The 25,939-nt window shown below is 64.8% G+C and carries 23 protein-coding genes; 4 read left to right on the top strand and 19 right to left on the bottom strand.

Translation table 11 applies throughout. The features are described from left to right. Position 1: 1 nt before the first annotated feature. The 3 genes from NUH86_RS02825 to NUH86_RS02815 all read right to left on the bottom strand — a co-directional run bounded on the left by NUH86_RS02825 (position 2) and on the right by NUH86_RS02815 (position 3,551). Positions 2–646 carry an XrtA/PEP-CTERM system exopolysaccharide export protein gene (locus tag NUH86_RS02825; protein WP_267251174.1) on the bottom strand — a complete coding sequence of 215 codons (645 nt, stop codon included), beginning with the start codon at positions 644–646 and terminating at the stop codon, positions 2–4. Positions 647–780: 134 nt separating this feature from the next. Next, positions 781–2,013, bottom strand: coding sequence for a pyridoxal-dependent decarboxylase, exosortase A system-associated (locus NUH86_RS02820; protein WP_267251173.1), 1,233 nt, complete (start codon positions 2,011–2,013; stop codon positions 781–783). Further along, a complete protein-coding gene (locus NUH86_RS02815) occupies positions 2,010–3,551 on the bottom strand; it encodes an acyl-CoA ligase (AMP-forming), exosortase A system-associated (RefSeq protein ID WP_267251172.1) in 1,542 nt (513 codons plus the stop codon). The genes NUH86_RS02820 and NUH86_RS02815 overlap by 4 nt, the downstream gene beginning before the upstream one ends. 51 nt (positions 3,552–3,602) lie before the next feature. Here NUH86_RS02815 and NUH86_RS02810 point away from each other — a divergent pair, with 51 nt between their 5' ends. Beyond that, on the top strand, positions 3,603–4,610 hold the full coding sequence (locus NUH86_RS02810; protein ID WP_267251171.1) for a GNAT family N-acetyltransferase: 1,008 nt from the start codon (positions 3,603–3,605) through the stop codon (positions 4,608–4,610). Between the two features lie 28 nt (positions 4,611–4,638). Continuing rightward, a complete protein-coding gene (locus tag NUH86_RS02805; protein ID WP_267251170.1) occupies positions 4,639–4,929 on the top strand; it encodes an acyl carrier protein in 291 nt (96 codons plus the stop codon). Positions 4,930–4,972: 43 nt separating this feature from the next. Here the strand turns inward: NUH86_RS02805 and ligA are convergent, their stop codons facing one another. Next, positions 4,973–7,108 (bottom strand): NAD-dependent DNA ligase LigA, encoded by a 2,136-nt coding sequence (gene ligA / locus NUH86_RS02800; RefSeq protein ID WP_267251169.1) that lies wholly within the window; start codon positions 7,106–7,108, stop codon positions 4,973–4,975. Positions 7,109–7,282: 174 nt separating this feature from the next. On the opposite strand from ligA, the gene NUH86_RS02795 reads away from it, so the two are divergent. After that, complete coding sequence (locus NUH86_RS02795; protein WP_267251168.1) at positions 7,283–8,203, top strand: hypothetical protein; 921 nt, start codon at positions 7,283–7,285, stop codon at positions 8,201–8,203. 91 nt (positions 8,204–8,294) lie between these two features. On the opposite strand, the gene NUH86_RS02790 is transcribed toward NUH86_RS02795, so the two are convergent. The 15 genes from NUH86_RS02790 to rimP all read right to left on the bottom strand — a co-directional run bounded on the left by NUH86_RS02790 (position 8,295) and on the right by rimP (position 24,612). Further along, positions 8,295–8,579 carry a hypothetical protein gene (locus tag NUH86_RS02790; RefSeq protein WP_267251167.1) on the bottom strand — a complete coding sequence of 95 codons (285 nt, stop codon included), beginning with the start codon at positions 8,577–8,579 and terminating at the stop codon, positions 8,295–8,297. Between the two features lie 327 nt (positions 8,580–8,906). Beyond that, on the bottom strand, positions 8,907–10,583 hold the full coding sequence (recN, locus tag NUH86_RS02785) for a DNA repair protein RecN (protein WP_267251166.1): 1,677 nt from the start codon (positions 10,581–10,583) through the stop codon (positions 8,907–8,909). A gap of 131 nt (positions 10,584–10,714) precedes the next feature. Further along, complete coding sequence (locus NUH86_RS02780) at positions 10,715–11,500, bottom strand: outer membrane protein assembly factor BamD (protein ID WP_267252013.1); 786 nt, start codon at positions 11,498–11,500, stop codon at positions 10,715–10,717. Between the two features lie 59 nt (positions 11,501–11,559). Further along, positions 11,560–12,573, bottom strand: a complete 1,014-nt coding sequence (locus NUH86_RS02775; protein ID WP_267251165.1) for a sensor histidine kinase — start codon at positions 12,571–12,573, stop codon at positions 11,560–11,562. 142 nt (positions 12,574–12,715) lie between these two features. Next, entirely contained in the window at positions 12,716–15,064 is a 2,349-nt protein-coding gene (gene pnp, locus NUH86_RS02770; RefSeq protein ID WP_267251164.1) for a polyribonucleotide nucleotidyltransferase, read from the bottom strand. A gap of 247 nt (positions 15,065–15,311) precedes the next feature. After that, the gene (gene rpsO, locus NUH86_RS02765; RefSeq protein WP_022681215.1) at positions 15,312–15,581 is read right to left on the bottom strand and encodes a 30S ribosomal protein S15; all 270 of its coding nucleotides are present in this window, start codon (positions 15,579–15,581) and stop codon (positions 15,312–15,314) included. Positions 15,582–15,596: 15 nt separating this feature from the next. After that, positions 15,597–16,547, bottom strand: coding sequence for a tRNA pseudouridine(55) synthase TruB (gene truB / locus NUH86_RS02760; protein WP_267251163.1), 951 nt, complete (start codon positions 16,545–16,547; stop codon positions 15,597–15,599). Positions 16,548–16,618: 71 nt separating this feature from the next. Continuing rightward, positions 16,619–17,200, bottom strand: a complete 582-nt coding sequence (locus NUH86_RS02755; RefSeq protein WP_267251162.1) for a thymidine kinase — start codon at positions 17,198–17,200, stop codon at positions 16,619–16,621. Between the two features lie 11 nt (positions 17,201–17,211). Continuing rightward, positions 17,212–18,105 carry an alpha/beta hydrolase gene (locus tag NUH86_RS02750; RefSeq protein ID WP_267251161.1) on the bottom strand — a complete coding sequence of 298 codons (894 nt, stop codon included), beginning with the start codon at positions 18,103–18,105 and terminating at the stop codon, positions 17,212–17,214. Positions 18,106–18,228: 123 nt separating this feature from the next. Then, complete coding sequence (rbfA, locus tag NUH86_RS02745) at positions 18,229–18,636, bottom strand: 30S ribosome-binding factor RbfA (protein ID WP_267251160.1); 408 nt, start codon at positions 18,634–18,636, stop codon at positions 18,229–18,231. Positions 18,637–18,786: 150 nt separating this feature from the next. Beyond that, a complete protein-coding gene (gene infB / locus NUH86_RS02740) occupies positions 18,787–21,387 on the bottom strand; it encodes a translation initiation factor IF-2 (RefSeq protein ID WP_267251158.1) in 2,601 nt (866 codons plus the stop codon). A 71-nt stretch (positions 21,388–21,458) separates the two neighbouring features. After that, positions 21,459–22,115, bottom strand: coding sequence for a DUF448 domain-containing protein (locus tag NUH86_RS02735; protein ID WP_267251157.1), 657 nt, complete (start codon positions 22,113–22,115; stop codon positions 21,459–21,461). A 147-nt stretch (positions 22,116–22,262) separates the two neighbouring features. Continuing rightward, positions 22,263–22,496, bottom strand: a complete 234-nt coding sequence (locus NUH86_RS02730) for a tautomerase family protein (RefSeq protein WP_267251156.1) — start codon at positions 22,494–22,496, stop codon at positions 22,263–22,265. Between the two features lie 6 nt (positions 22,497–22,502). After that, entirely contained in the window at positions 22,503–24,074 is a 1,572-nt protein-coding gene (gene nusA / locus NUH86_RS02725; protein ID WP_267251155.1) for a transcription termination factor NusA, read from the bottom strand. Positions 24,075–24,087: 13 nt separating this feature from the next. Further along, positions 24,088–24,612, bottom strand: coding sequence for a ribosome maturation protein RimP (gene rimP, locus NUH86_RS02720; RefSeq protein WP_267251154.1), 525 nt, complete (start codon positions 24,610–24,612; stop codon positions 24,088–24,090). A gap of 168 nt (positions 24,613–24,780) precedes the next feature. On the opposite strand from rimP, the gene NUH86_RS02715 reads away from it, so the two are divergent. Further along, positions 24,781–25,911, top strand: coding sequence for a PQQ-dependent sugar dehydrogenase (locus NUH86_RS02715; protein WP_267251153.1), 1,131 nt, complete (start codon positions 24,781–24,783; stop codon positions 25,909–25,911). Positions 25,912–25,939 lie beyond the last annotated feature (28 nt).

Genomic DNA, 25,939 nt, shown 5'->3' with positions numbered 1-25,939 from the left:
GTCAGAACATGCTTTCGGGGATGATGATCACGTCGCCGGGCGCCAGCATGACGTTCGCCTTGCTGTCGCCGCGCTTCAGCAGATCGCCGATGCGGAGCCGATATTCCTGCTGCTTGGCGGTTTCGCGGTTGAAGCGGACCAGCCGCGCCTTGTTGCCCGCCGCATATTCGCTGAGGCCGCCGACGGAGATCATCGCGTCCAGCAGCGTCATGTTGGCGCGATAGGGGATCGATGCGGGCTTTTCCGTCGCGCCGACGATCCGCACCTGCTGGCTGAACGTGCCGGAGAAATTGTTGACGATCACCGACACCAGCGGATTTTCGATATATTTGGATAGCGCGATCTTCAGATCGTCGGCCAGTTGCCTGGGCGTCTTGCCGACAGCCGCCATGTCCGAAATCAGCGGCGTGGTGATGCGCCCGTCGGGCCGCACCTGGACCTTCGCCCCCAGATCGGGATTGCGCCATACGAAGATGGTGAGGTCGTCCAGCGGGCCGATCACATATTCCTCGCCCGGCCCCTCCTGCGTGGAAACGAAGGAGGCTGGCGGCAATTTCGGCGCACTGCCGCCGGAAGCGCAGCCGGAAAGGGCCACGGCAGGCAGCGATACGCCGATCAACGCCCGGGAAACCGACAGGAAACGCATGATCTTCACCTCTTGCTTGCTTGCCGCGCGCAAGGGGCCGCCAGGGAACAAGGCGGACCGTCGGGCACGGGGCTTTGACCGCCTTCTTGCCCGCAAAGGGTAAAGATACCGTTAGGAGTTAAGTTATTGGCAAATCAGTCAAGTAAAAGTTCCAAAGGACTGGGATGACCAAGAAAAGCGGCGGGGCTGGCCGATGCGCCATAGGCCCCCGCCAGGAAGATCGCGATCAGGTCGCCCGCCTCCACCGGGGGCAGCGCGACCTTGTCCCCCAGCCGGTCAATCGGGGTGCAAAGGCAACCCACGACCGTCACGGCTTCGTCGGCGGGCGCTTCCCCGAACCGGTTGGCGACGGCGATGGGATAGTTGCGCCGGACCACCGTGCCGAAATTGCCGCTGGCCGCGAGTTGATGGTGCAAGCCGCCGTCGACCACGACGAAGGTTTCGCCCTGGCTTTTCTTCACATCGATGATGCGGGTCAGATAGACCCCGGCTTCGCCCACCAGCCAGCGGCCCAGTTCCATGGCGAAACCGCTGTCCCGCAGGATGTCCGCCCGCGAATCCAGCAGCGCGCCCAGTGCTTCGCCGATGGGCCGGATATCCAGCCGCTCGTCGCCCGGAAAATAGGGAATGCCAAAGCCCCCGCCCAGATTGACCAGCGGCGGCGCCTGCCCCACCGCGTCCGACAGGCGGGTTGCAAGGCCGATGGTCGCCGCCTGCGTCTCGATCAGCGCCTCCGCGCCCAGCGCCTGGCTGCCCGCGAAAATATGCCATCCCCGCCAGTCCGCCCCGGCATCGATCACCCAGCGCGCCAGATCCGCCGCCCGATCCGCATCCACGCCGAACGGCTTGGCGCCGCCGCCCATGCGCATGCCGGACCCTTTCAGGTCGAAATCCGGGTTCACCCGCACCGCCAGCTTCGGCGTCCTGCCGCGCTGCTCGCCAATCGCGACGGCCCGGCGCGCCTCGCCTTCCGATTCCAGATTGATCGTCGCGCCGCTGTCTATGGCGGCGATCAGTTCATCGTTCCGCTTTCCCGGCCCGGCGAAGCTGACATGCGCGGCGTCCATCCCCGCTGCCAGCGCCCGCGTCAGTTCCCCGCCCGACGCCACGTCGAACCCGTCGACCAGCTTGCCCATCCGTTCCAGCAGGGGCGCATGGGGATTGGCCTTCACCGCATAATGGAGCGACAATATGGACGGCATGGCGTCGCGGAAGGCGCGCACCTGACCCTCCACGATCCCCATGTCATAGACGAACAGCGGCGTGTCGCCCGCTTCGTCGACCAGGCTGGCCGCGCCGCTGCCGCCGATCAGCAACATGCCCTCCTCGCCCTCGAAAAAGGGCGGGATCGGTCCCATCGGCTTCATGCGGCATAGTCCTTCGAAAGCGCCACCCGGTCGATCTTGCCATTGGGATTGCGGGGGAATTCGGGCAGCATGACGATCTCTCGCGGTTGCATGAAATTGGGCAGGTCGACCTTGAGCCGCGCCTCTACATCGGCCTTTACCCCAGGCGAGGCGGCGCGCAAGAGCAGCAGGACCGCCTGCCCCAACCGGTCGTCCTTCACGCCCAGCGCCACCGCCTCCGCCACGCCATCGATGGCTACGGCGGCTTCCTCGATCTCGGTCGGGCTGATGCGGTTGCCCGCGGACTTGATCATCGCGTCGTCGCGGCCGACGAAGGTGAGCAAGCCTTCCGCATCGCGCCGCACCGTGTCGCCCGACCATACCGCCATGCCGCCATAGCGGGACGCTTTGGGCGCGGGCCTGAACCGCTCCGCCGTGCGCGCTTCGTCCCGCCAATAGCCCTGCGCCACCAGCGGCCCGCAATGCACCAGTTCGCCCGGCTCATCCTGATCGGTCAGGCTGCCGTCGGGGCGCACCACCAATATCTCCGCATGGGGAATGGCCGATCCCATGCTGTCGGGGTGGCTCTCCACCAGCGCGGGCGGCAGATAGGTGGAGCGGAAGGCCTCCGTCAGGCCGTACATGGGATAGAGGTCCGCCTGCGGGAAAAGCGCGCGCAATTTCGCCACCAGGGGCCGGGTCAGCGCCCCGCCGCTGTTGGTGAGGCGCTTGAGCTTCGCCGCGACCTCCGGCGGCCAGTCCAGTTCGGTGAGTTGCACCCAGAGCGGCGGCACGCCTGCCAGCGTCGTGATGTCGCGCCGGTCCACCGACTTCACCACGTCGCGGGGCGTCAGATAGTCGAGCGGATAGACGCAGCCCCCGGCGAACCAGGTGGAAAGCAACTGATTCTGCCCATAATCGAAGCTGAAGGGCAGCACGCACAGCGTCCGGTCCTGCGCGGTCAGCTTCAGATAATCCGCCACCGCCACCGCGCCCAGCCACAGATTGGCGTGGCTGAGCATCACGCCCTTGGGCCGTCCGGTCGATCCGCTGGTGTAGAGGATCGCTGCCAGATCGTCCGGTGCGGCATGGGAAGGCCCCAGCGCCTCCCCGCCGCTCATCGCGCCCGCCGCGTCATCCTCCCGATGGAGGCGGCATCCTTCCGGCACGTCGGCCGGGTCCAAAGTGGCCAGCCGACTCGCCGTGCCGATCAGCAGGGACGCGCCGCTATCGGCCAATATATGCGCGACCTGGGCATGTTTGAGCAGCGGATTGACCGGCACATGGACCAGCCCCGCACGCGGCGCGGCGAGCGGCATCAGCGCCGCCACCGGCCCCTTTGCGATCCAGCTTGCGACTCGCGCGTCCTTTTCCAGTCCGAATCCCGCCAGCCAGGCGGCCAGCCGTCCCAGCGTCCTCTCCAGTTCGGCATAGCTTTGCGTGCCCGACCGCCCGTCCAGCGCGGCCCGGGCCGGATCACCGCGCAGCAGCAGGTGATCGATGGGCAGTAGAGGCGTGCCATCGTCCACCGTCGGCAGGGGGGAATCGCTTAACTCCATCTCCAGACTTTTTTCCTAAATTTCAGGCGACGTCGCCGGGGAGATAATGGTTTGCTGGTCGCAAGGGAATATCGCAGCATCGTGGCGGCGCGCCAAGCGCTGGGCGATGCGCTCGACCGCGCCGCCACGCCATCGCTGTTCGACCGGATCGACTGGTTCGAATCGCTTCATGCCCATTGCTTCGCCTCTACCGAAATTCGCATCTTCCAGGCGTTGGAGGGCGAGCATCAGGCATGGCTTTTCCTCCTTTCGCCCAAATCGGGGCGGCTGAGCGCGTTGGCCAACTGGTATAGTTTCGACTGGGGGCCGGTCTTTCTGGGGCCGCCGGACATGACGGTCCGCCGCCGGTTGGTCGAAGTCGTCGCCCAGCATCTGCTGAAGGACAGCGCGCAGATAGACCTTTATCCGGTGACGGAGGCGTCCGGGCTGTTGCTGGACGCCTTCCGCCGGGCCGGATGGTTCAGCGTGCGGCGGCCGATGGGCGGGCGCCATATGCTGCATCTGGGCGGCCGGACTTTCGAGGAATATTGGGCGCAGAGGCCGGGGCGGCTGCGCACGCTGATCGCCCGGAAGGGCCGCGCCAGCCGCTTCACGCTGAGCATCGCGGACCGGCTGACCGATGCGCTGTGGCGCGATTATGTCGCCGTCCATGGCCGAAGCTGGAAGCAGCCCGAAGCGAACCTGTCCTTCCTCCACGCCCTTGCGGTTCGGGAAAGCGATGCGGGGACGCTTCGGCTGGGTTTCGCGAGGCTGGAGGATCAGCCCGTCGCGACCCAGCTATGGACGGTCGAGAATGGCACGGCGCTGATCCACAAGCTGGCCCATGATCAGGCGTTCGACGGCGCTTCGCCCGGAAGCCTGCTGAGCCACGCCATGTTCCGCCATGCCGTCGAGCGCGATCATGTCGCCACGATCGACTATGGCACGGGCGACAATGGCTACAAGACGGACTGGATGGAGCAGCGCGAGACGCTGTACCGGCTGGACTTCTTCAATCCCCGGCGCGCCTCCATCTGGTTGCCAGCCGCGCGGGCGGCCATTTCCGCGCTTGTAGGTTAGCATCGGAACGACTAGGTAAGCGCCCATTATGCGGGCGGACAATGTACAACCGGTCGACCGGGCAATGAATATCGAAACGATGATGCGCGCCTTGCTGCGCGACGTGCTGGCCTTGTCCCAGGATCGGGTCGACGCCTTCGATTCGGACACGCCGCTGTTCGGGGCTTTGCCGGAACTGGATTCCATGGCGGTCGCGGGCCTGCTCACCGAAATGGAGGACCGTTTCGGCATCCTGATCGAGGATGACGATATCGACGGCGACACTTTCGAGACGTTCGGGTCGCTCGTCGCCTTTGCGCAGGCGAAGGTCGGGAACTGAATTTACCGGGATTGGCGCCGGAAAGCGGGCGCATCCCGATACGTCATCCCGCCGCTTTCACGATCTCCGCCCAGGCGGCCTCGTCGATCACTTCGATGCCGAGCGCGGCGGCCTGCTTCAGTTTCGAACCCGCGCCGGGGCCGGCGACCACCAGGTCGGTCTTCGCGCTGACCGAACCGGCAGCCTTCGCGCCCAGCCGTTCCGCCTGCGCCTTGGCCTCGTCGCGGCTCATGGTTTCCAGCTTGCCGGTGAAGACGACGGTCTTGCCGGTGACCGCGCTGGCGGTGGTTTCGACCACATAGTCGGGCGGAGAGACTTCGCTCAGCAGGTCGTGCCAGACCTCCACATTATGCGGTTCGTGGAAGAAATCGGCCAGCGCATGGCCGACCGCCGCCCCCACATTCTCCACCCCGATATGTTCGGCGATCGCCTTGTCCAGGCGGTTGCGGAAGCGGCCTTCCTCCTCCCCCTCCGCAGGTTCGGCGGCGTCGCGCAGGGCGATGATCTCCAGGGCGAGCGCGTGGATGGCCTCCAGCCGCGCATAGCGTTTCAGCAGGTCGCGGGCCGTGACCGCGCCGATATGGCGGATGCCCAGGCCGAAGAGCAGCCGGGCGGCATCAGGGCGGCGCTTCGCCTCTATCGCGGCGAGGAGGTTGTCGACCGATTTTTCCTTCCAGCCCTCCCGGCCCAGCAGGTCCGGACGGTGCGCCTTCAGGCGGAATATGTCGGCGGGTTCCGCGATCCAGCCGAGGTCGAGAAATTCCTCTATGCTCTTCTCGCCCAGCCCCTCGATATCGAGCGCGACGCGGCTGACGAAATGGCGCAGCCGTTCGAAACGCTGGGCGGCGCAGATGAGGCCGCCGGTGCAGCGAATGTCCACCTCTCCCTCCTCGCGCACCGCTTCCGAATGGCAGACGGGGCAATGGTCGGGGAAGGTGAAGGGATCGCGCGCGGCGTCGCGGGTGAGGTTGTCGACCACCTGCGGGATGACGTCGCCTGCGCGCTGGACGACGATGCGGTCGCCGGGGCGCACGCCCAGCCGGGCGATCTCATCGGCATTGTGCAGCGTCACGTTGGAGACGACGACGCCGCCGACGGTGACGGGGGTCAGGCGGCCGACGGGCGTCAGCTTGCCGGTCCGGCCGACCTGGATGTCGATGGCCTCCAGCGTGGTTTGCGCCCGTTCGGCGGGGAATTTATGGGCGATGGCCCATCGCGGGGCCTTGGCGATGAAGCCGAGGCGATGTTGCCAGTCGAGCCGGTCGACCTTGTAGACCACGCCGTCAATGTCGAAGGGCAGTTCGGCGCGGGCGGCCTCTATGGCGCGATAATGGGCGATCAGCGCCTCCAGCGTGTCGACGCAGGTGAGGCGGTCGGAAACGGGCAGGCCCCAGCCTGCAATCGCCTGCATGACGCCGAGCTGGGTTTGCGCGGGGACGGCGCTGACCTGCCCCCAGCCATGGGCGAGGAAGCGCAGCGGACGGCTGGCGGTGACGGCGGCGTCCTTCTGACGCAGCGAACCGGCGGCGGCGTTGCGGGGGTTGGCGAACTGGCGGGCCTTTTCCGGGTCGTCCGCTTCGGCGGCCAGCCGCTCGTTGAGGGCGACGAAATCGGCCTTGGCCATATAAACTTCGCCCCGGACCTCGAACAGGTCGGGTATGGCTTCGCCAGTCAGGCGCTGCGGTATGTCGGCTATGGTGCGGACATTGGCGGTGACGTCCTCGCCCGTCATGCCGTCGCCGCGGGTGGCGGCGAGGACCAGTTCGCCCCTTTCATAGCGGAGCGAGCAGGACAGGCCGTCGATCTTCGGTTCCGCGGTCAGGGCGACGGGCGCGTCTTCGGGGAGCGCGAGGAAGCGGCGGACGCGGGCGATGAATTCGGCGATGTCCTCATCCGCGAAGCCGTTGTCGAGGCTCATCATGCGGACGGCGTGCTGGACCTTCTTGAGGGCCGAGGTGGGGGCGGCGCCGACTTGCGCATTGGGGGAATCGCTGCGGATGAGGTGCGGGAAGGCCGCCTCCAGCGCGTTATTCTCGCGGATCAGCGCGTCATAGGCGGCGTCGGTGATCTCCGGTTGGTCCTGATCGTGATAGAGGCGGTTGTGGCGCGCAATTTCACGGGCCAGGCGCATCAGGCGGTTGGCGGCTTCGGCTTCGGTCATCGGCGTGGGGTCGGTCATGCGCCTGTCTTTAGCGTTGGGCTTTGCGCACGGGTAGCGGATATTCTGGGGTGGCGGGGGTATGGGGATGGTGGCGGGGGTTATGGGTGGGTAGCCGACTGACTGCTTTTAGGCTTTTGATCGTGAAAAGCCGCCGTTATCTATTATCTAAGTCTCAACAGTTTAGGGGGATAGATGAACGGGCTTTTGAAACGGGTGTTTGGGAGCAAACTGACCGATCCTAGCGCAGTAGTGAGCACGCCACCTATCTCAATTGAAGCTGGACAAGTCTACTCCTTTAAAACACGGCCTTATACGGAGTTCTCACCTTCTGCGACCGGCCGATTTGCTGCGATCAAAATCCTCGGAATCAATGATAATTATGTCGCCGTTGCCGTTCTGGACGGCATTTGGTTTGAACCGCCGACTTTTCCGGAAGTTCGAACCACATCTATAATTAACGAACATCGTTTCGCTCACATGGGGAGGCCCGCCGTTTTCGGCGTAGTCCGCGAGAGGTGGAAACCAGTGAGCGATTTGGACGAGTTCAAATTCGTCGGGACGCAGCCTGTATCTCGCGTGGAGCGATCGTTTTTTGATGCGATTGTGCGCCACGCTCCCGGATCACGCACTTCGACATTGTTCGCTGCCAATCACGCCGCAGAAGGTGAGTGGCGCTGGTCGAATGACCGGGAAGATGTCGTCATCGAGGTCGAGAAAAAGAACGCCAAGAATGAAGCCGAGCGGGCGGCCAAAGAGGAGCGATATCACACCCGGTTGAGCAAACTCACATGGGAGCAGCTTCAATCGGAAACTCCTTTCGAGAGATGGTCTTCATCGCCACCATTCCCACCGGAAGAGTTCACCAATGCCGCTCGCTCTGTGATCCGCAATGCTTGCGATGCCCTCAAAGAGCTTGGCCCCAAGCCTCGCAGAACGGATGTCCGGGCCGTCCTGAAGAATGTAGTCATCTGGTTCAACGAAGCGGACGAGAAGGCCGGTGGCGTCATCGAGACCGAGGAACGCGAGGACATATGTGCCATGCTCGAAGAGATGGCTCATGTGGCGCGGCAGAAGGTCCTCGTGGAAGAGATAGACGAGTGGCGCGAGTGGTAATGCTCGGGCCGGTCTCCGGATAAAATGGCGGGTTTCGGGTTGTCCAATCCGCTGCTCTAATGGCAAAAAATGGTCGCTAGCCGCTGGCTGCTCAATGCACAATCGACCATATGTAGATACCAAAAAAACCCCAGCACCCAAGAAAACCCCAGATCAGTGCTGAATGCGATTCCCGCGATAGTTTGAGGGTTGATAAGATGATTGCGGGCAAGGCCAAAAGTCCGAGCCATAGAATGGTCGGCCACGGATTATGCGACTTCCATAACGCAAAGCCGAAGGTAATGCCGGTAACAAACGCCCCCACGGCTATGAGCATTGCGGGAAGCAACAGCAACCAAAGTGACGCTCGCAGCAGGTCGGGATATGTGATCTTCATGCGAAGAGCATAAATTGATCTGTGCGACCCGCAATCAGTCTCTGTCCGCTTTTAAGCGCGTTAGCAGTTGGAGCGAGTGGCAAGAAATGGTCGCTTGCGGCCGGGCTGCTTCGGGGACGCAGCGCATGACCTGCCGTAACGCGCCTCGCTGCGCTCGACTACCCACCCCCGGCCCCTCCCTTTCAGGGAGGGGAGGAGAATAGGGGCGACTGGTGGCTTGCGTCGTGGATGAAGGGAGAAGAGCGTGTCTCCGGATCAAGCCTGTCCTGAGCTTGTCGAAAGGTCCGGGGTGACGGATCACATGGCATCCAGCTTGGGATAGCTGCTTTATAGCTTTTCCAGCAGGCGTTCGGCCTGCGCACGCGCCTCCGCCGTGATTTCCGCGCCGGAGAGCATGCGGGCGATTTCCTCGCGGCGTTCGCCGTCGCTCAGCGCGTGGACGCCGGTGCGGGTGACTGTGCCCCCATTTTCGCTGGCGCTGGATTTGGCGATCAGCATATGCCCTGCGCCTCGCGCCGCGACCTGCGGGCTGTGGGTGACGACCAATATCTGGTTGGTTTGCGACAGGCGGGCGAGGCGGTCGCCTATGGCGGAGGCTACGGCACCCCCCACGCCCCGGTCGATCTCGTCGAAGATCAGCGTGTCCGCGCCACCCTGTTCCGCCAACGCGACCTTGAGCGCGAGGATGAAGCGGGAGAGTTCGCCGCCCGATGCGATCTTGACCAAGGGGGCGAAGGGCGCGCCGGGGTTGGTGGAGATTTCGAATTCCACCCGGTCCATGCCGTGGGCGCCCCACTGGCCTTCGTCCTGCGGCGCGACGACGGTGCGGAAGCGGGCGGCGTCCAGTTTCAGCGGGGCCAGTTCGGCGGCGACGGCGGCGTCGAGTTTGCCCGCCGCTTGTTTGCGTTCGGCGGAGAGGGATTGGGCGGCTTCGCGATAGGCGGCGGCCTTGGCCTTCACATCGGATTCGAGGGCGGCGAGATGTTCTTCCCCGCCCTCTATGGCGGCCAGTTTCGCGGCCATTTCGTCGCGCAGGGCGGCGAGGTCGTCGGGTTGGACCTGATGCTTGCGGGCAAGGCCGCGCAGGTCGAACAGGCGGGTTTCGATGGCGTCGAGGCGGGCGGGGTCGAAGCTCAATGCTTCGGCGGCTTCGCCCAGGCGGTCTTCGGCTTCGCTGGCTTCGATGACGGCGCGGTCGAGGGCGGCGAGGACTTCGGCCAGCGGTTCATATTCGCTGACGATGCGGTCGAGGCGGCGGGCCGCCTGCCGCAACTGGGCGAGGCCGCCGTCGGAGCCGGTGAAGCATTCGGTGACGGCGAGGAGGTCGTCGGAGAGGCGCGCGCCCTTCTGCATGGTGGCGCGCTCTTCGGCCAGCGTGGCTTCCTCGCCGGGTTCGGGCGCGAAGCGGGTGAGTTCGTCGACCGCATGGGTGAGGTAATCGCGGTCGCGGGCGGCGCTTTCGACGCTGGCGCGGCTTTCCGCGAGGCGGTCGGCGGCGGCGCGCCATGCGTGATGGGCGGTGCTGACGGCGCTCGCGTCGCAGCGGCCATAGGCGTCGAGCAGGGCGCGATGGCCACGCGGGTTGAGCAGGCCGCGATCGTCATGTTGGCCGTGGATTTCGACCAGCGCGCTGCCAAGGTCGCGCAGCAGGGCGGCGGAGCAGGCCTGATCGTTGACGAAGGCGCGGCTGCCGCCGTCGGCTTTCACGGTGCGGCGGATGATGAGCGGTTCGCCCGGATCGATGTCTATGCCGTTTTCGGCCAGCAGGTCGATGGCGCGGTGATCGGCGCGGGGCGTGTCGAAGGTCGCGGTGACGCTGGCCTGCGCCTCCCCATTGCGGACGAGGCCGCTGTCGGCGCGGGCGCCGAGCGCGAGGCCGAGCGAATCGAGCAGGATCGACTTGCCCGCCCCCGTCTCACCGGTCAGCACGCCCAGGCCGGACCCGAAATCCAGGTCCAGCGCCTCGATCAGCACGACATTGCGGATGGAGAGATTGGTCAGCACCGGGCGCTGTCTATCCAGGGCAGGGGTGGATGCGTCACGCCAGCGGCGATTGGCAACGGGGAGGCCGGACGCTCGCTTCGCTCGCGACCCACCCCTAGCCCCTCCCTGGCAGGGAGGGAGATGTTTTTGGATCAGACCTTGCCGCCATGTTCGCGCATCAGCTTGTGGCTGCGCTCATACCATTCCGAACCGGGATAGTTGCGGCCCAGCACGGCGGCGGCCTTCTGCGCTTCGGCGGGGATGCCGAGCGAGAGATAGGATTCCACCAGACGTTCCAGCGCTTCGGGGGTGTGCGTGGTCGTCTGATATTTGTCGATCACCGTGCGGAAACGCAGCGTGGCGGCAAGCCACTGGCCGCGGCGCTGGTAGAAACGGCCGATCTCCATCTCCTTGCCCGCCAGATGATCGTTGACGAGGTCGAGCTTCAGCCGGGCATCGGCGGCGTAGCGCGTGTCGGGATAGCGGCGGATCAGTTCGCCCAGCGCGTCCAGAGCCTGTTGCGTGACCTTCTGGTCGCGGGTGACGTCGGCGATCTGTTCATAATAGCAGAGCGCGATCAGATAATAAGCGTAGGGCGCGTCCTTGTTACCCGTGTGAATCGACAGGAAGCGCTGCGCCGCGCCGATCGATTCCGGATAATCCTTGTTCATATAATAGCTGAAGGCGGACATGAGCTGTGCCCGGCGCGCCCAGGGCGAATAGGGATGCTGGCGCTCCACCTCATCGAACAGGGCGGCGGCGAGCTTGTACTGCCCGCGATCCAGCCGGTATTTGCCCGCATTGTAGAGCGTGGACACGTCGCGGGCGACATATTGGGTGTCGGCCTTGTTCTTCGACGTCGCGCAACCTGAGAGCAGGGCAGCAAGCAAAAGCGGTGCAGTGGCCGCGCCGATGCGCGTCATGGTTTTCGTCAGCATGGCCGGGTCATAGCCGAGGGAATGCGCCTCGCCAAGCGGCAGAATGGTGGGATGGGTCACTATGCATGGACGGGCAGGTCGAGCCGGGCGATCGTGCCGCCCTGCGCGGAGGGCTGGAGCGAGAAGCGGCCGTTCAACTGACCCGCCAGCGCATTGGAAATCCTGAGGCCCAGGCTCTGGTGGAAGCCGGGGTCGAAATCGGCCGACAACCCCTTGCCGTCGTCGGTGACATTCAGGGTGATCGCGCCGTCCGTCACGTCCAGATGGATATGGATGCTGCCGCCCCTGTGCGGCAGGCCATGTTCGATGGCGTTGCTGACCGCCTCCGTCACGATCAGCGCGAACGGCACGGCGATATCGGGTTTGAGGATCAGGCCTTCGGGCGCGTCGATGGTGAGGGCGATGTCTTCGCGACCGTTGGCCTCCAGCACGTCGGCGGTCAGGGTCGACAGGAAGGCGCGGATATTCTGCCCCTCCCCCGACGGATTGTAGAGGGCGCGGCTGATGCGGCCGACCAGCGCCAGCCGGGCCGAGGCCTCGTCCAGGGCGCGGCGGGCGAGATCATGGTCGACATGGCGCCGCTGGAGCGAGAGCATGGCGGCCACGACCTGAAGATTGTTGGACACGCGATGTTGCAGTTCGTGGAACAGCAGTTCGCGATTTTGGGCCAGGACATGGCTCCGTTCGCGTTCGACGGCGAGGTTGAAATTGGCCTTTTGCAGGAAATGGATGAGGGCGATGTCCACGGCCACTACCGCGCCGTAAAAGCTCAGCGCCAGGATGACGCCGGGGTGGAATGGAAAGCCCATGCGCGGCGGGATGAAGAAATACCAGGACAGCAGGCCGCAAAGCAGGCCCGCATAGATGCCCGGCCGCACGCCGAAAAGAAAGGAGGAGAGGATGACCGCCGGGAAGAAGGAAATGAAAGGATAGCCGATCGGCATGGCTATTTCGGCGGCGCTGCGAATGGCGAGCGCGGCCAGGCACAGGCAGGTCGTCAAAAAATAGGCATACCACGATCTTCGCAGAGCGAGCGGAAGACGCTCCACGAATTTTTCGTTCCTGTGCCGCATACATCCCCCCAACCGTGTCGTTACAGTAGCATAACTTTCACGTCCGCCAATTGATTGAGATCAGGAAATAGCCGGTCCCAAGAAAAAGGGCGCCCGGATGGTCCGGACGCCCTTCTTTTTTCTTTCGGCTTATGGGCCGCGATCAGTCCTGGGTCAGGAAGTCGGGCAGACCGGCGTTGGAGCCGTCGTCGTCGCCCCCATTGCCCTTGCCGCCTTCGCTGCGCGGGCCACGGTCACGGCGAGGACCACGATCGCCGCCGCGATCGCCGCCGCGGCCGCCACGGTCTCCGCCGTCACGACGCGGGCCACGGCCACGGTCGCCCCGATCACCACGGTCTCCGCGATCACCACGGGGTTCGCGGGCTTCGCGGGGCGGACGGGTGTCTTCCAGTTCTTCGCCGGTTTCCTGATCGACGACGCGCATCGACAGGCGAACCTTGCCGCGCGGGTCGATCTCCAGAACCTTGACCTTCACTTCCTGGCCTTCCGACACGACGTCGGTCGGCTTTTCGACGCGCTCATTCTTCATTTCGGAGACGTGGACGAGACCGTCCTTGCCGCCCATGAAGTTCACGAACGCACCGAAATCGACGATGTTGACGACCTTGCCGGTGTAGACCTTGCCGACTTCCGCTTCCTCGACGATGCCGAGAATCCACTTCTTGGCGGCTTCGATCTGGGCGGTGTCGGACGAGCTGATCTTGATGATGCCCTCGTCATCGATGTCCACCTTCGCGCCGGTTTCCGCGACGATTTCGCGGATGACCTTGCCGCCGGTGCCGATGACGTCGCGGATCTTCGACTTGTCGATCTGGATCGTCTCGATGCGCGGAGCATGAGCGCTCAGTTCGGTGCGGGTCGAGGACAGGGCCTTGCTCATCTCACCCAGGATATGGGCGCGGCCTTCCTTCGCCTGGCGCAGCGCGACTTCGAAGATTTCCTGCGTGATGCCGGCGACCTTGATGTCCATCTGCATGGTGGTGATGCCCGCTTCCGTGCCCGCCACCTTGAAGTCCATGTCGCCGAGGTGATCCTCATCGCCCAGAATGTCGCTGAGGACAGCGAAATTCTTGCCTTCCAGGATCAGGCCCATGGCGATGCCCGACACCGGACGCTTCAGCGGAACGCCCGCGTCCATCATGGACAGCGAACCGCCGCAGACCGTCGCCATCGAGGACGAGCCGTTGGACTCGGTGATGTCGCTCAGCACGCGGATGGTGTAGGGGAACTCGTCCTTGCTGGGCAGGACCGGGTGCAGGGCGCGCCATGCCAGCTTGCCATGGCCGACTTCGCGACGGCCCGGCGCGCCGAAGCGGCCGACTTCACCGACCGAATAGGGCGGGAAGTTATAGTGCAGCATGAAGTTTTCATAATAGACGCCGTTCAGGCCGTCGATCATCTGCTCGGCGTCCTTGGTGCCCAGCGTGGTGGTGCAGATCGACTGCGTCTCGCCACGGGTGAACAGCGCCGAACCATGGGTGCGCGGCAGGAAGCCCACCATCGCCTCGATCGGACGGATCTGCGTGGTGGTGCGGCCGTCGATGCGCTTGCCGTCCTTCAGGATGGCGCCGCGAACGATTTCCGCTTCCAGCTTCTTGGTCAGCTTGATGCCGGCCATGACGGTCTGGGCGTCCAGGCCATCGGCGACGAACTGGGCCTTCGCCTTGGCGCGGGCTTCGTTCAGCGCGTTCGAGCGGGCCGACTTGTCGGTCAGCTTGTAGGCGGCGGTGATGTCCTTGCCGATCAGCTTCTTGAGCTTCTTCTTCAGATCTTCCAGATCGTCGCCCTTGGCGACGTCCCACGGATCCTTCGCGGCCTTTTCAGCGAGGTCGATGATCGCGTTGACGATCTTCTTCGACGCTTCATGCGCGAACAGGACGGCGCCGAGCATGACGTCTTCCGACAGTTCCCTGGCTTCGGATTCGACCATCATCACGGCGTTGCCGGTGGCGGCGACGACCAGGTCGAGTTCGCCGGTCTTCACTTCGTCCAGCGACGGGTTGAGCTGATATTCGCCATCCTTGTAACCGACGCGGGCGGCGCCGATCGGGCCCAGGAAGGGCACGCCGGAAAGCGTCAGCGCGGCCGAGGCGGCGATCATCGCCACGATATCCGGCTCGCTTTCGCCGTCGAAGCTCAGCACCTGGGCGATGACGTTGATTTCGTTATAGAAACCTTCGGGGAACAGCGGACGGATCGGGCGGTCGATCAGGCGGGAAACCAGCGTTTCCTTTTCCGTCGCGCCGCGCTCACGCTTGAAGAAGCCGCCCGGAATGCGACCGGCGGCCGAATATTTTTCCTGATAGTGGACGGTCAGCGGGAAGAAGTCCTGCCCTTCCTTCACCGACTTGGCGGCGGTCACGGCGCACAGCACCACCGTCTCGCCATAGGTCGCCAGCACGGCGGCGTCGGCCTGACGCGCAATGCGGCCGGTTTCGAGCGTGAGGGTTTTGCCGCCCAGCTCGATTGATACCTTCTTTACATCGAACATAGATTTTTCCTTCGCCCGCCTGGCCCTATTGCCGGGCGGGGCCTTTGGTGGGCCGGGAGGCCCATGAGTGGAGAGCCTATCTCTCCTCCGTTCGCCCTCTTCAAAAAGAAGGAGTGGCTTCGACTTCGCTCAGCCCGAACGGTGTGGGGGAGGTTCCCCCGGATCATGGCGCCGTGCCGGATTGCCCGGAGCCATGTTGTCAGAATCGGAAACGGCCCCGACTGGGGCCGTTCCTTCTTTAGCAGCCTTACTTGCGCAGGCCCAGCTTGGCGATGAGGTCGGTGTACCGCGCCCCATCCTTTTTCTTCAGATAGTCCAGCAGCGAACGGCGCTTGTTGACCAGCATCAGCAGGCCGCGACGGCTGTGGTTATCCTTGTGGTGACCCTTGAAATGCTCGGTCAGGTTCGAAATGCGCTCCGAGAGGATCGCAACCTGGACTTCCGGCGAACCGGTGTCGCCTTCGGCGCGGGCATGTTCCTTGATCAGCGCTTCCTTGCGCTCGGCAGTAATCGACATCGGCTTCCTTTCATTTTAGAGATTAAAGCCGCGCACCACCCGGATTTCCGGGCCACTGGCCTCCACCAGCGCGACGGGCGTATCGCCCTCCATCGCCAGCATGAGACCGGTATGCGGTTTCCCCACGAGCACCTTCCCCTGTCGGAGAGCCAGCGCATCGTCGGGAGAGACTGCGAGAGCCGGGATGTCGTCCAGCCCTGCGGTCAACGGCAGCATAAGCTGCGCGATGCCGCCGCCCCTAGCAGCTTCGTCCAATTTGTCCAGCGAAATCGCGGTTTCCAGGGTGAACGGGCCTGCCTTCACGCGGCGAAGCATGGTGACATGGCCGACCGTGCCAAGGGCCAGCGCGATGTCGCGGGCCAGGGAGCGGATATAGGTGCCCTTGGAGACATGGGCGGTGAGGGTGATTTCGTTGATCTTCTCTGCGGCAGCCTCCTCTCCAAGCTTCGCTAGCCCGCTTTGCGGGCAAGCTGTGCTATCCTCTCCCCGTTGGGGCGAGGAGATGGCGAGGTTGTGGATGGTGATGGCGCGGGTCTTCATTTCCACGTCCTGCCCGGCACGCGCCAGGTCGTAGGCGCGCTGGCCGTCGATCAGGATGGCGGAATAGGCCGGTGGGGCCTGTTCGATCGGGCCGGTGAAGCGTGGCAACACCCCCTCCACATCCGCCAGCGTGGGGCGATGGCCGCTGGCGGCGATTTCCTTGCCCTCCAGGTCCAGCGTGTCGGTCTGGACGCCGAAGCCTATGGTGAAATCGTATATCTTGTCGCTGTCCAGCATCCGCCCGGCCAGCTTGGTCGCCTCCCCCACCGCCACCGGCAGCACGCCGGTCGCCAGCGGATCGAGCGTGCCGCCATGGCCGACCTTCCACTTGCCCGCGCCGCTTTGCCGCAGGGCGCGCTTCACCGCGCTCACCGCCTGGGTGGAGCCTAGCCCCAAGGGCTTGTCGAGGATGATCCAACCGTGCATGGCGGCGCGCTCTAGCCCTCCTATGGCCTGTTGTCAGCCCTTGTCGGGCGGTCGCGACATTTGAGGCCCGGTCAGTGGCCGGAGCGCCGTTCCACGAAATGGCGGCGGCAGAGCGCCACATAACGGTCATTGCCGCCGATTTCCGTCTGTTCGCCCTCGCGGATGGAGCGCCCGTCCCCATCGACGCGCAGGTTCATGATCGCCTTTCGGCCGCATTCGCAGATCGTCTTGATCTCCGTCAGCGTGTCGGCAAGGCCCAGCAGCGCGGCGCTGCCTTCGAACAACCGCCCCTGAAAATCCGTGCGGATGCCATAGCAGAGGACGGGGACGCCCAGCCGGTCGGCCACGGCCGCAAGCTGCCAGACCTGGACCATGTTCAGGAACTGCGCTTCATCGACCAGCACGCAGGACAAGGGCGTTCGGGCATGCTGCGTGGAGATGGCCGCGAACAGGTCCGTCACCGCGTCGAACAGATGCGCCTTCGCCTCCAGCCCTATGCGAGAGACGATCAGCCCCTGTTCGTAGCGGTCGTCTATCGCGGCGGTCCAGAGCATGGTTTCCATGCCGCGCTCGCGATAGTTGAAGCTGGATTGCAGCAGGGTGGTCGATTTGCCCGCATTCATCGAGCTATAGTAGAAATAGAGCTTGGCCATCGGCGCGACTTTCAACGCGCCAGGGGCGCTACGCCCTTGAGGAAGCGCACCAGCGCGTCCGCCAGGGCAATGCGCTTGTCGGAGAAGCTGTGGTCGGTCGGCCAGACCGTCAGCCGCGTGTCGGGATTGGCCGATTGCGCGTCGGCGGCGACCTTGCGCGCCATGGCGCCGATGCCCCGTTCCGCGCCGATGATGGAAAGCGGGCGGCGGCCATAGCCGACCAGCCGACGGCCGAGGTCGAATTTCTGGCCGTTGCCGCGAATGTCATTCGTCAGGCTGTCGTAGCTGGCGCCTTGCAGCGGCGGCAGGTCGCTGGCCACTTCGGCCTTCCAGGCGGCCTCGCCCTGCGGCGTGGCGAGCGCGGCGACGGTTTCGGCCGGATCCCACGGGTCGATCAGGAACAGGCCCGCGACGCGGGGTTCGGCGGCGGCGACATCGGCGGCCATGAAGCCGCCCATGCTGTGGCCCGCGACGACGATGGCGCTGGTGTCGATGCGATATTTGGCGACGGTCGCGGACTGCTGGAGAAATTGCAGGGCGTTCCAGGCATCTTCCGAGGCGTGGGTGAAGGAGAAGTTGCCGGGGCTGCCCCAACTGCCGCGATAATGGAGCGTCAGGACATTCCATCCGGCGCGGCGGGCGGCCTGGGCGAGGTCCAGATTCTGTTCGTTGCCGGGGAAGCCGTGGAGCAGCAGCAGGGTCGGGTGCAGGCCAGATCCGGCGGCGGTGTACAGGACCGCATTCAGCGCGCCGTCTTCGGAGGGGATGGTGAAGGCGCTCATGCCGGCGGGATAGGCGGCGTCGGGCGTGGGATCGGTGATGACGGCGGGGTGGATCGGCGCTTCCTTGGCGGTGGCCGGTGCGGCGAGCGTCAGTGCGACTGCCAATATGCCGATCTTTTTCATGCGCCTCTGCCCCTTTTGCTCCTGCGGGAAAGACGCTGTTAGCGGGGCTGCGCCGTTGCGTCGACGGGGAAGAAGAGTTTCAATCGAGCACAACATGCTCCCGCGAAGGCAGGAGCACGGTGCCTATTCCTGCTCGGCTTCGGGCTGGTCCAGGTCGCGGGCGACTTTCGGGTCGCGGAGCAGCTTGTCGATATGGGTGCCTTCGTCGAAGCTTTCGTCCGCGAGGAATTTGAGCTTGGCCGCATATTTGAGGCGGATACGGGTCGCGACCTCGCGCTGAAGATAGGCGGTGTTGGTGCGCAGCGCCTTCAGCACGGCGGCCTCATCCTGCCCCAGCAGCGATTTGATGAAGACCGTCGCGTGGCGCAGGTCGGGAGACATGCGGACTTCGGTGACGCTCACCACATGGCGGGCGAGGACATCGTCATGCACGTCGCCGCGCTGGAGGATGTCGGACAGGACGTGGCGCACCTGCTCGCCCACGCGGAGGAGGCGAACGGAGGGGCCTTCGGATTGGTTCTGATGTGCCATGCACAAATCTCCCCCCTCCCTTCCAGGGAGGGGTCGGGGGTGGGTGCGAGCGAAGCGAGCGCTGCTCCGTTACGATAGGGCAGAAGCGATTGCCGATGCAATCGCACCCACCCCAACCCCTCCCTGGAAGGGAGGGGCCAGTGTGCGCTATTACAGCGTGCGGGCGCGTTCCTCGACCTCGAACAGTTCCAGCGTATCGCCGGGCTTGATGTCGTTGGTGTCCTGAAGCACCGCGCCGCATTCCATGCCCGCGCGGACTTCGGACACGTCGTCCTTGAAGCGGCGGAGCGAGGCGATGTGAGTGCGCGACACGATGACATCGTCGCGGGTGAGGCGCGCGGACAGACCCTTGCGGATGATGCCGTCCAGGACGAGCAGACCTGCCGCCTTGTCCTTCTTGCCCGCCGGGAACACCTGAAGCACCTCGGCCCGGCCGACGATGGTTTCGATGCGTTCGGGAGCCAACTGGCCGGCCATTTCGCCGCGAACTTCCTCCAGCAGGTCGTAGATCACGTCATAATAGCGCAGCGAGATCTTCTCGCGCTCCGCCAACTGACGCGCCTTGGCATTGGGACGGACGTTGAAGCCGATCAGCGGCGCGCGGCTGGCGGCGGCCAGCGTGACGTCGCTTTCGGTGATCGCGCCGACGCCCGAATGCAGGATGCGGACCTTGATCTCATCGGTCGAGATGCGGTTCAGCGACGATACGATCGCTTCGACCGAACCCTGCACGTCGCCCTTCACCACCACCGGATATTCGATGACGGTCGTGTTGAGCGCGGAGAACATATGTTCGAAGCTGGTCGGCGCGGTCGTGGTGCGCTTCTTGGTCGCCTGTTCCTGACGGTAGGCGGCGACTTCGCGGGCGCGGGCTTCATTTTCGACCACGGTGAGCTGATCGCCCGCCATCGGCACGCCGGACAGGCCCAGAATCTCGACCGGGGTCGAGGGACCGGCGGTCTTCACATTCTGGCCCTTGTCGTTGATGAGGGCGCGGACCTTGCCGCTTTCCGCACCGATGACGAAGGTGTCGCCGACCTTCAGCGTGCCCTTGCGGACCAGCACGGTCGCGACCGCGCCGCGGCCCTTGTCGAGCTGCGCCTCGATCACATTGCCTTCGGCGGCGCGATCGGGGTTGGCGGTCAGTTCCATGACTTCGGCCTGGAGCAGGATCTTTTCGATCAGTTCGTCCAGACCGGTCTTCTTGAGCGCCGAAACCTGCACGTCCTGCACTTCGCCGCCCATATCCTCGACGACGATCTCATGTTCCAGCAGGCGTTCGCGCACCTTTTGCGGATTCGCTTCGGGCTTGTCGCACTTGTTGATCGCCACGATCATCGGGACGCCAGCCGCCTTGGTATGGTTGATGGCTTCGATGGTCTGCGGCATCAGGCCGTCGTCCGCCGCCACCACCAGGATGACGATGTCGGTGACGTTGGCGCCGCGAGCGCGCATTTCGGAGAAAGCCTCGTGGCCCGGCGTGTCGAGGAAGGTGATGACGTCGCCACCCTTGGTCGTCACCTGATAGGCGCCGATATGCTGGGTGATGCCGCCGCTTTCGCCCGCGACCACATCGGTCCCGCGCAGCGCGTCCAGCAGCGAGGTCTTGCCGTGGTCGACATGGCCCATGATGGTCACGACCGGCGCGCGCGACTGCAGCGTTTCGGGCGCGTCAACCTCGCCCTCTATGCCGATTTCGACGTCGGCGTCAGACACGCGCTGGATGCGGTGGCCGAATTCCTCGACCAGCAGTTCCGCCGTATCCTGATCGATCGGCTGGTTGAGCGTGACGGCGGTGCCCATCTTGAACAGGGCCTTCACCAGGTCCGCGCCCTTTTCGGCCATGCGGTTGGCGAGTTCCTGAACGGTGATGCTTTCGGGCACGACCACGTCGCGGCTCTGCTTTTCGCGCTGCTGGGCGCCGCCCGAATAATGGGCGCGGCGTTCCTTCTCGCGAGCGCGCTTCAGCGCGGCGAGGCTGCGGGCGCGGGCGCTGTCGTCATCCGCCAGAGCGCGGGTGACGGTAAGCTTGCCTGCCTGGCGGCGATTGTCGTCGCCGCGCTTGGCGCGGTCCGGCTTGGCCGGTTCGGGGCGCTTGACCGGCGCGACCGGGGTGAAGCGGCGCGGCGGCGGCATGGCCGAACCGGCGGGCTTCTGCTCGGCGGCGGGCGCATCCGCTTCGGGCGCGGGCGTTGCCGTCTCGACCGGGTCGGGCGCGGCCGGAGCCTGGGCGACGTCGTCGGCGGCCCTGGCCTGTTCCTCGGCCTGACGCGCGGCTTGCGTCTCGGCGAGTTCGGCGGCAACGCGATTTTCCTCGGCGCGGCGCTTTTCGTCCTCGTTCGCGGCGAGGCGCTGGGCGTCCTCACGGCGGCGGGCGTCCTCCAGCGCGGTCATGCGGGCTTCCTCCGCCTCGCGCAGCAGCTTCGCCTGCAATTCCTGACGCGACATCAGGCTTTGCGGCGGCGCATGGCGCACGGGGGCGGCGGGCTGCGGCGCGCGGGTCTGCTGCGGCGCGGGGGCGGACGCTGCCGGAGCGGCGGCGGGCGCGGGCGCGGGGTCGGCCTGCTGCTCAGGCGCAGCGTGACCGGCCTCGCCCGGCTTGCCCAGGATGCGGCGCCGCTTCACCTCGACCACGACCGTATTCTTGCGGCCATGGCTGAACTGCTGCTGCACCTGACCGGACTCGACCGTGCGCTTGATCCCCAGCGGCTTGCGGCCCAGAACCGGCTTGTCTTCCTTGCTGTCACTCATACGACTGAACTATACCCTTCACTTCAAGTCCGACCGGTAAGGCCCGTCGGCGCCTTCAATTCCAAACCGCTTCAGACGCCCGGCGCACCTGTGGAGTCCTGCTCCCCATGCACCGGCGCTCCGTTAGCGCAACCCAGATAGCTTTCCAAGCGGCCTATGGCGCCGCGCAGACGTGACGCCGCACGCGAGTCGGTTACCGCGATATGGACGACATTGTCCCGCCCCATTGCCATAGATAGGGCGTGTCGGTCCACAGGCAAGACGATGCCCGCCAAATCCGTGCCTTCGGCTTCCTGTCCGACGCGCAGGGCCTGGTCCAGCTTGCGGTTGCCGTCGGCGGCCGCGTCGGCGGCGTGGAGCAGCATCGTGACGTCGCCCTTGCGGCAGGCGACGTCGATCTTTTCGGAGCCGGTCAGGACCATGGAAGCCTTCGCCTCCAGCCCCAGGCGGTCCAGCAACGCCTTGCGCAAGCCGTCCTCGATGAGGGCGGGCAGCGTGTCGGTTATTTGCAGGTCGCCGGTCTTGAAGGCGCGGGCGAGCGCGCCCTTGAGCTTGCCCTTGGCGAGGGCCTGTTCGAGTTCCGGGCGGGATACGCCGATCCAGGCGCCGCGACCGGGGGCCTTGGCGCGGATGTCGGGCAGGATTTCGCCATTGGGGCCGCAGGCGAGGCGGACGAGCATGTCCGGGTCTGCGCGGTCGCCCGACAGGATGCATTTGCGTTCGGTCATGGGCGCGCCTCCTTTGTTGGGGAGGCGTTGCTGGCGATTGCTGCGCAATCGCACCCACCCTTGATCGGAGGCACGTGACTCCGATCAACCCCTCCCTGGAAGGGAGGGGAATAAGAGGAGATAACGCTATATGGTGGCGTCAGGCTCTCATTGGGAAGTGACCGCGGCATTGGCGTCCTCCCCTGCTTTGGGCGCGTCGCGGTCAGCTATGAGCTGGCCGCCTGCGCCGTAATTTTCCGTCGAAATCTCCGAAATCACCACCTGCACGGCGGCAGGCGACTTGCCCAGACGCTCGACAAGCGACCGGGTGACGTCGGCGACGATGGCCGCCTTCTGCTCGCGGGTGGCGTTTCCGGCCAGACGGATGTCTACGAAGGGCATCTGCGCTTACGCTTCCTCGCCTTCGAACCAGTGAGCGCGGGCGGCCATGATGATCTCATTGCCCTGCTCTTCGCTCAGGCCATATTCGGCCAGGATGCCGCCCTTGTCCTCTTCCTTGTTCTCGCGGCGGCGGCGCTGGTCGACGCGCTTCTTGGCGACCAGTTCGTCGGTGGCGAGGTCGGCCAGATCGTCCAGCGTCTTGATGCCCGCCTTGCCCAGCGTCACCAGCATGGCTTCGGTGAGGTGCGGCATGTCGGCCAGCGCGTCCTCTACGCCCAGCGCCTGGCGCTCTTCACGGGCGGCGGCTTCGCGACGGTCCAGCGCTTCCTGGGCGCGGCTCTGGAGTTCGGCGGCAAGGTCTTCGTCGAAGCCCTCGATCGCGGCCAGTTCCTCTACGCCGACATAGGCGACCTCTTCCAGTTCGCCGAAGCCCTCGGCCACCAGAAGCTGCGAGAGGGTTTCGTCCACGTCCAGTTCGTTCTGGAACAATTCGGAGCGGGCGACGAATTCCTTCTGACGCTTTTCGGATGCGTCGGCCTCGGTCATGATGTCGATGGCCTTGCCGGTCAACTGGCTGGCGAGGCGGACATTCTGGCCGCGGCGGCCGATGGCGAGCGAAAGCTGATCGTCGGGAACGACGACTTCGATGCGCTCTTCCTCTTCATCGATGACCACGCGGGCGACCTGCGCGGGCTGGAGCGCGTTGACGACGAAGGTCGCGGTGTCCTCGCTCCAGGGGATGATGTCGATCTTTTCGCCCTGCATTTCCTGCACGACGGCCTGCACGCGGCTGCCCTTCATGCCGACGCAGGCGCCGACCGGGTCGATGCTGGAATCGCGGCTGATGACGCCGATCTTGGCGCGGCTGCCCGGATCGCGGGCGGCGGCCTTGATCTCGATCACGCCGTCGTAGATTTCGGGCACTTCCTGCGCGAACAGCTTCTTCATGAATTCGGGGTGCGCGCGGCTGAGGAAAATCTGCGGCCCGCGATTTTCGCGGCGCACGTTCAGGATCACCGAGCGGATGCGGTCGCCGACGCGGACGACTTCGCGGGGAATCTGCTGGTCGCGGCGGATGACGCCCTCGGCGCGACCGAGGTTCACGACCACATGGCCGAATTCGACGGATTTCACGACGCCGGTGATGATCTCACCCACGCGGTCCTTGAATTCCTCATGCTGGCGCTCGCGCTCGGCGTCGCGGACCTTCTGGAAGATCACCTGCTTGGCCGACTGGGCGTCGATGCGGCCCAGGTCGATGGGGGGCAGCGGATCGACGATGAAGTCGCCGATCACGGCGTCATTCTTCAGCTTCTGCGCCTGGCGCAGGTCGACCTGCTTGAAATAATCGTCCACGGCCTCGACCACTTCGACGACTCTCCAGAGACGAAGGTCGCCGGTTTCCGGGTCCAATTTCGCACGAATGTCGTTTTCCGCGCCGTAGCGGGCGCGGGCGGCGCGCTGGATCGCGTCTTCCATCGCCTCGATGACGATGGCCTTGTCGATCATCTTTTCGCTGGCGACGCTGTTGGCGATCGCGAGCAACTCGGCCTTGTTGGCGGAAATGGCGTTGGCCATGATCGTTAAACCCTTACTCTTCGGTTTCGAACTCGTCCGCCCCATCGGAGGAGAGCGGCATACTAGCAGCAATCAGCGCATCGGTCAGTATCAGCTTGGCATCGCCGACCAGCGCGAAGGGAATGACCACATCGCCGGCCTTGGCGTCGGTGAAGAGGATATCGTCACCCTCCACGCCATTCAGGACACCGCGAAAGCTCTTGCGGCCCGATACGGTTTCGGTGGCGGCGATCTTCGCCTCATGCCCCGTCCATTCGAGGAAATCGGTGAGGCGGGTCAACGGACGGTCTATGCCCGGCGAACTGACTTCCAGGCGATAGGCCTCCTCGATCGGGTCGGCTTCGTCCAGCACGTCCGAGAGGCGGCGGGAGATGGTGGCGCAATCCTCTATGACGAGCTGCTTCGTTTCCGGGCGCTCGGCCATGATCTGAAGCGTATGATCATCGCCCGACCCGAACAGCTTGATGCGCACGAGGGCAAAGCCCAAGGCCTTCACCTCCGGTTCTATCAAGGCTGTCAGTTCGGCGATGTCCGCCATGAAGTCTCCAGAAGCAAATGTGCAGCCTCCCTGTTGCCGCAGGCTTTCCGCCCGCGACCCCGACATGTTTGACGATGTAAGGAAGCAAGGGCGATATAGGCAGGATGGCGCAAAGCTGCAACAACATTTGTTGCGGGGCATTTTCAGCGTCCGACGAGGAGGAAAAAGATGCGCCATTTCGCCCTGACCGCCCTGCCGCTGGTGCTGATCGCCTGTTCGGCGGACAATGCCACCGGGCAGAATGCCGCGACGGAGAAGCCGTTCAAGACGTCGGTCATCGGCGACTTCGATTCTCCCTGGGCGATGACCTTCCTGCCTGACGGGCGGATGCTGATCACCGAAAAGGCGGGCGACATGATCCTGTTCGATCCGAAGAACGGGACGAAAATCCCCGTCGCGGGAATGCCGAAGGTCGACAGCGCCGGACAGGGCGCGCTGATGGATGTGATGCCGGCGCCCGGATTCGCGCAGAACAGGACGGTCTATTTCAGCTTTTCCGAGGCTGGGCCGAGCGGCAAGGGCGTGGCGCTCGCCACGGGCGTTTTTCATCAGGCGAGCGATGGGACAACCAGGCTGGACGGCGTGAAGGTGATTTTCCGCGCCAGCCAATATGTCGACGGGAACGGCCATTATTCCGGACGCATCGCCTTTTCGCCGGATGGGAAATATCTGTTCTTCACCAATGGCGAGCGGCAGAAATTCGATCCGGCGCAGGATCCGAAATCGACATTGGGGAAGGTGTTGCGATTGAATCTGGATGGAACGGCGGCGGCGGGAAATCCTTTGGCGGCGAAGGGGTTTCATCCGGCGGTCTGGTCCTATGGGCATCGCAACCTGCTGGGGATCGCCTTCGACAAGGATGGGCGGCTTTGGGAGCAGGAGATGGGGCCGAAGGGCGGCGATGAGGTCAACCTCATCAAGCCGGGGTTGAACTATGGCTATCCTCTCGCCTCGAATGGCGATCATTATGATGGGCGGGACATTCCCGATCATAGGGCGGGGGACGGGTTCGAGGCGCCGAAGCTCTGGTGGAATCCGGTGATTTCGCCGGGTGGGCTTGTCTATTATTCGGGCGATCTGTTTCCGCAGTGGAAGGATTCGCTGTTCATCGGCGGGCTGTCGAGCCAATCGCTGGTGCGGGTGAAGCTGGACGGGGAGAATGCCGCCAAGGCCGACCAATGGGACATGGGCGCGCGAATCCGGGAGGTGGAGCAAGGGCCGGATGGCGCGCTCTGGCTGCTGGAGGATGGGAAGGACGGATCGCAGGGGCGGTTGTTGAAGTTGACGCCTGCTGCATGACCGTCATCCCGGCAAAGGCTGGGGTCTC

The sequence above is a fragment of the Sphingobium sp. JS3065 genome (assembly GCF_026427355.1).
Lineage (GTDB): Bacteria > Pseudomonadota > Alphaproteobacteria > Sphingomonadales > Sphingomonadaceae > Sphingobium.
The sequence above is the reverse complement of the archived record's forward strand: the minus strand, read 5'-3'. Positions and strand labels throughout refer to the sequence as shown.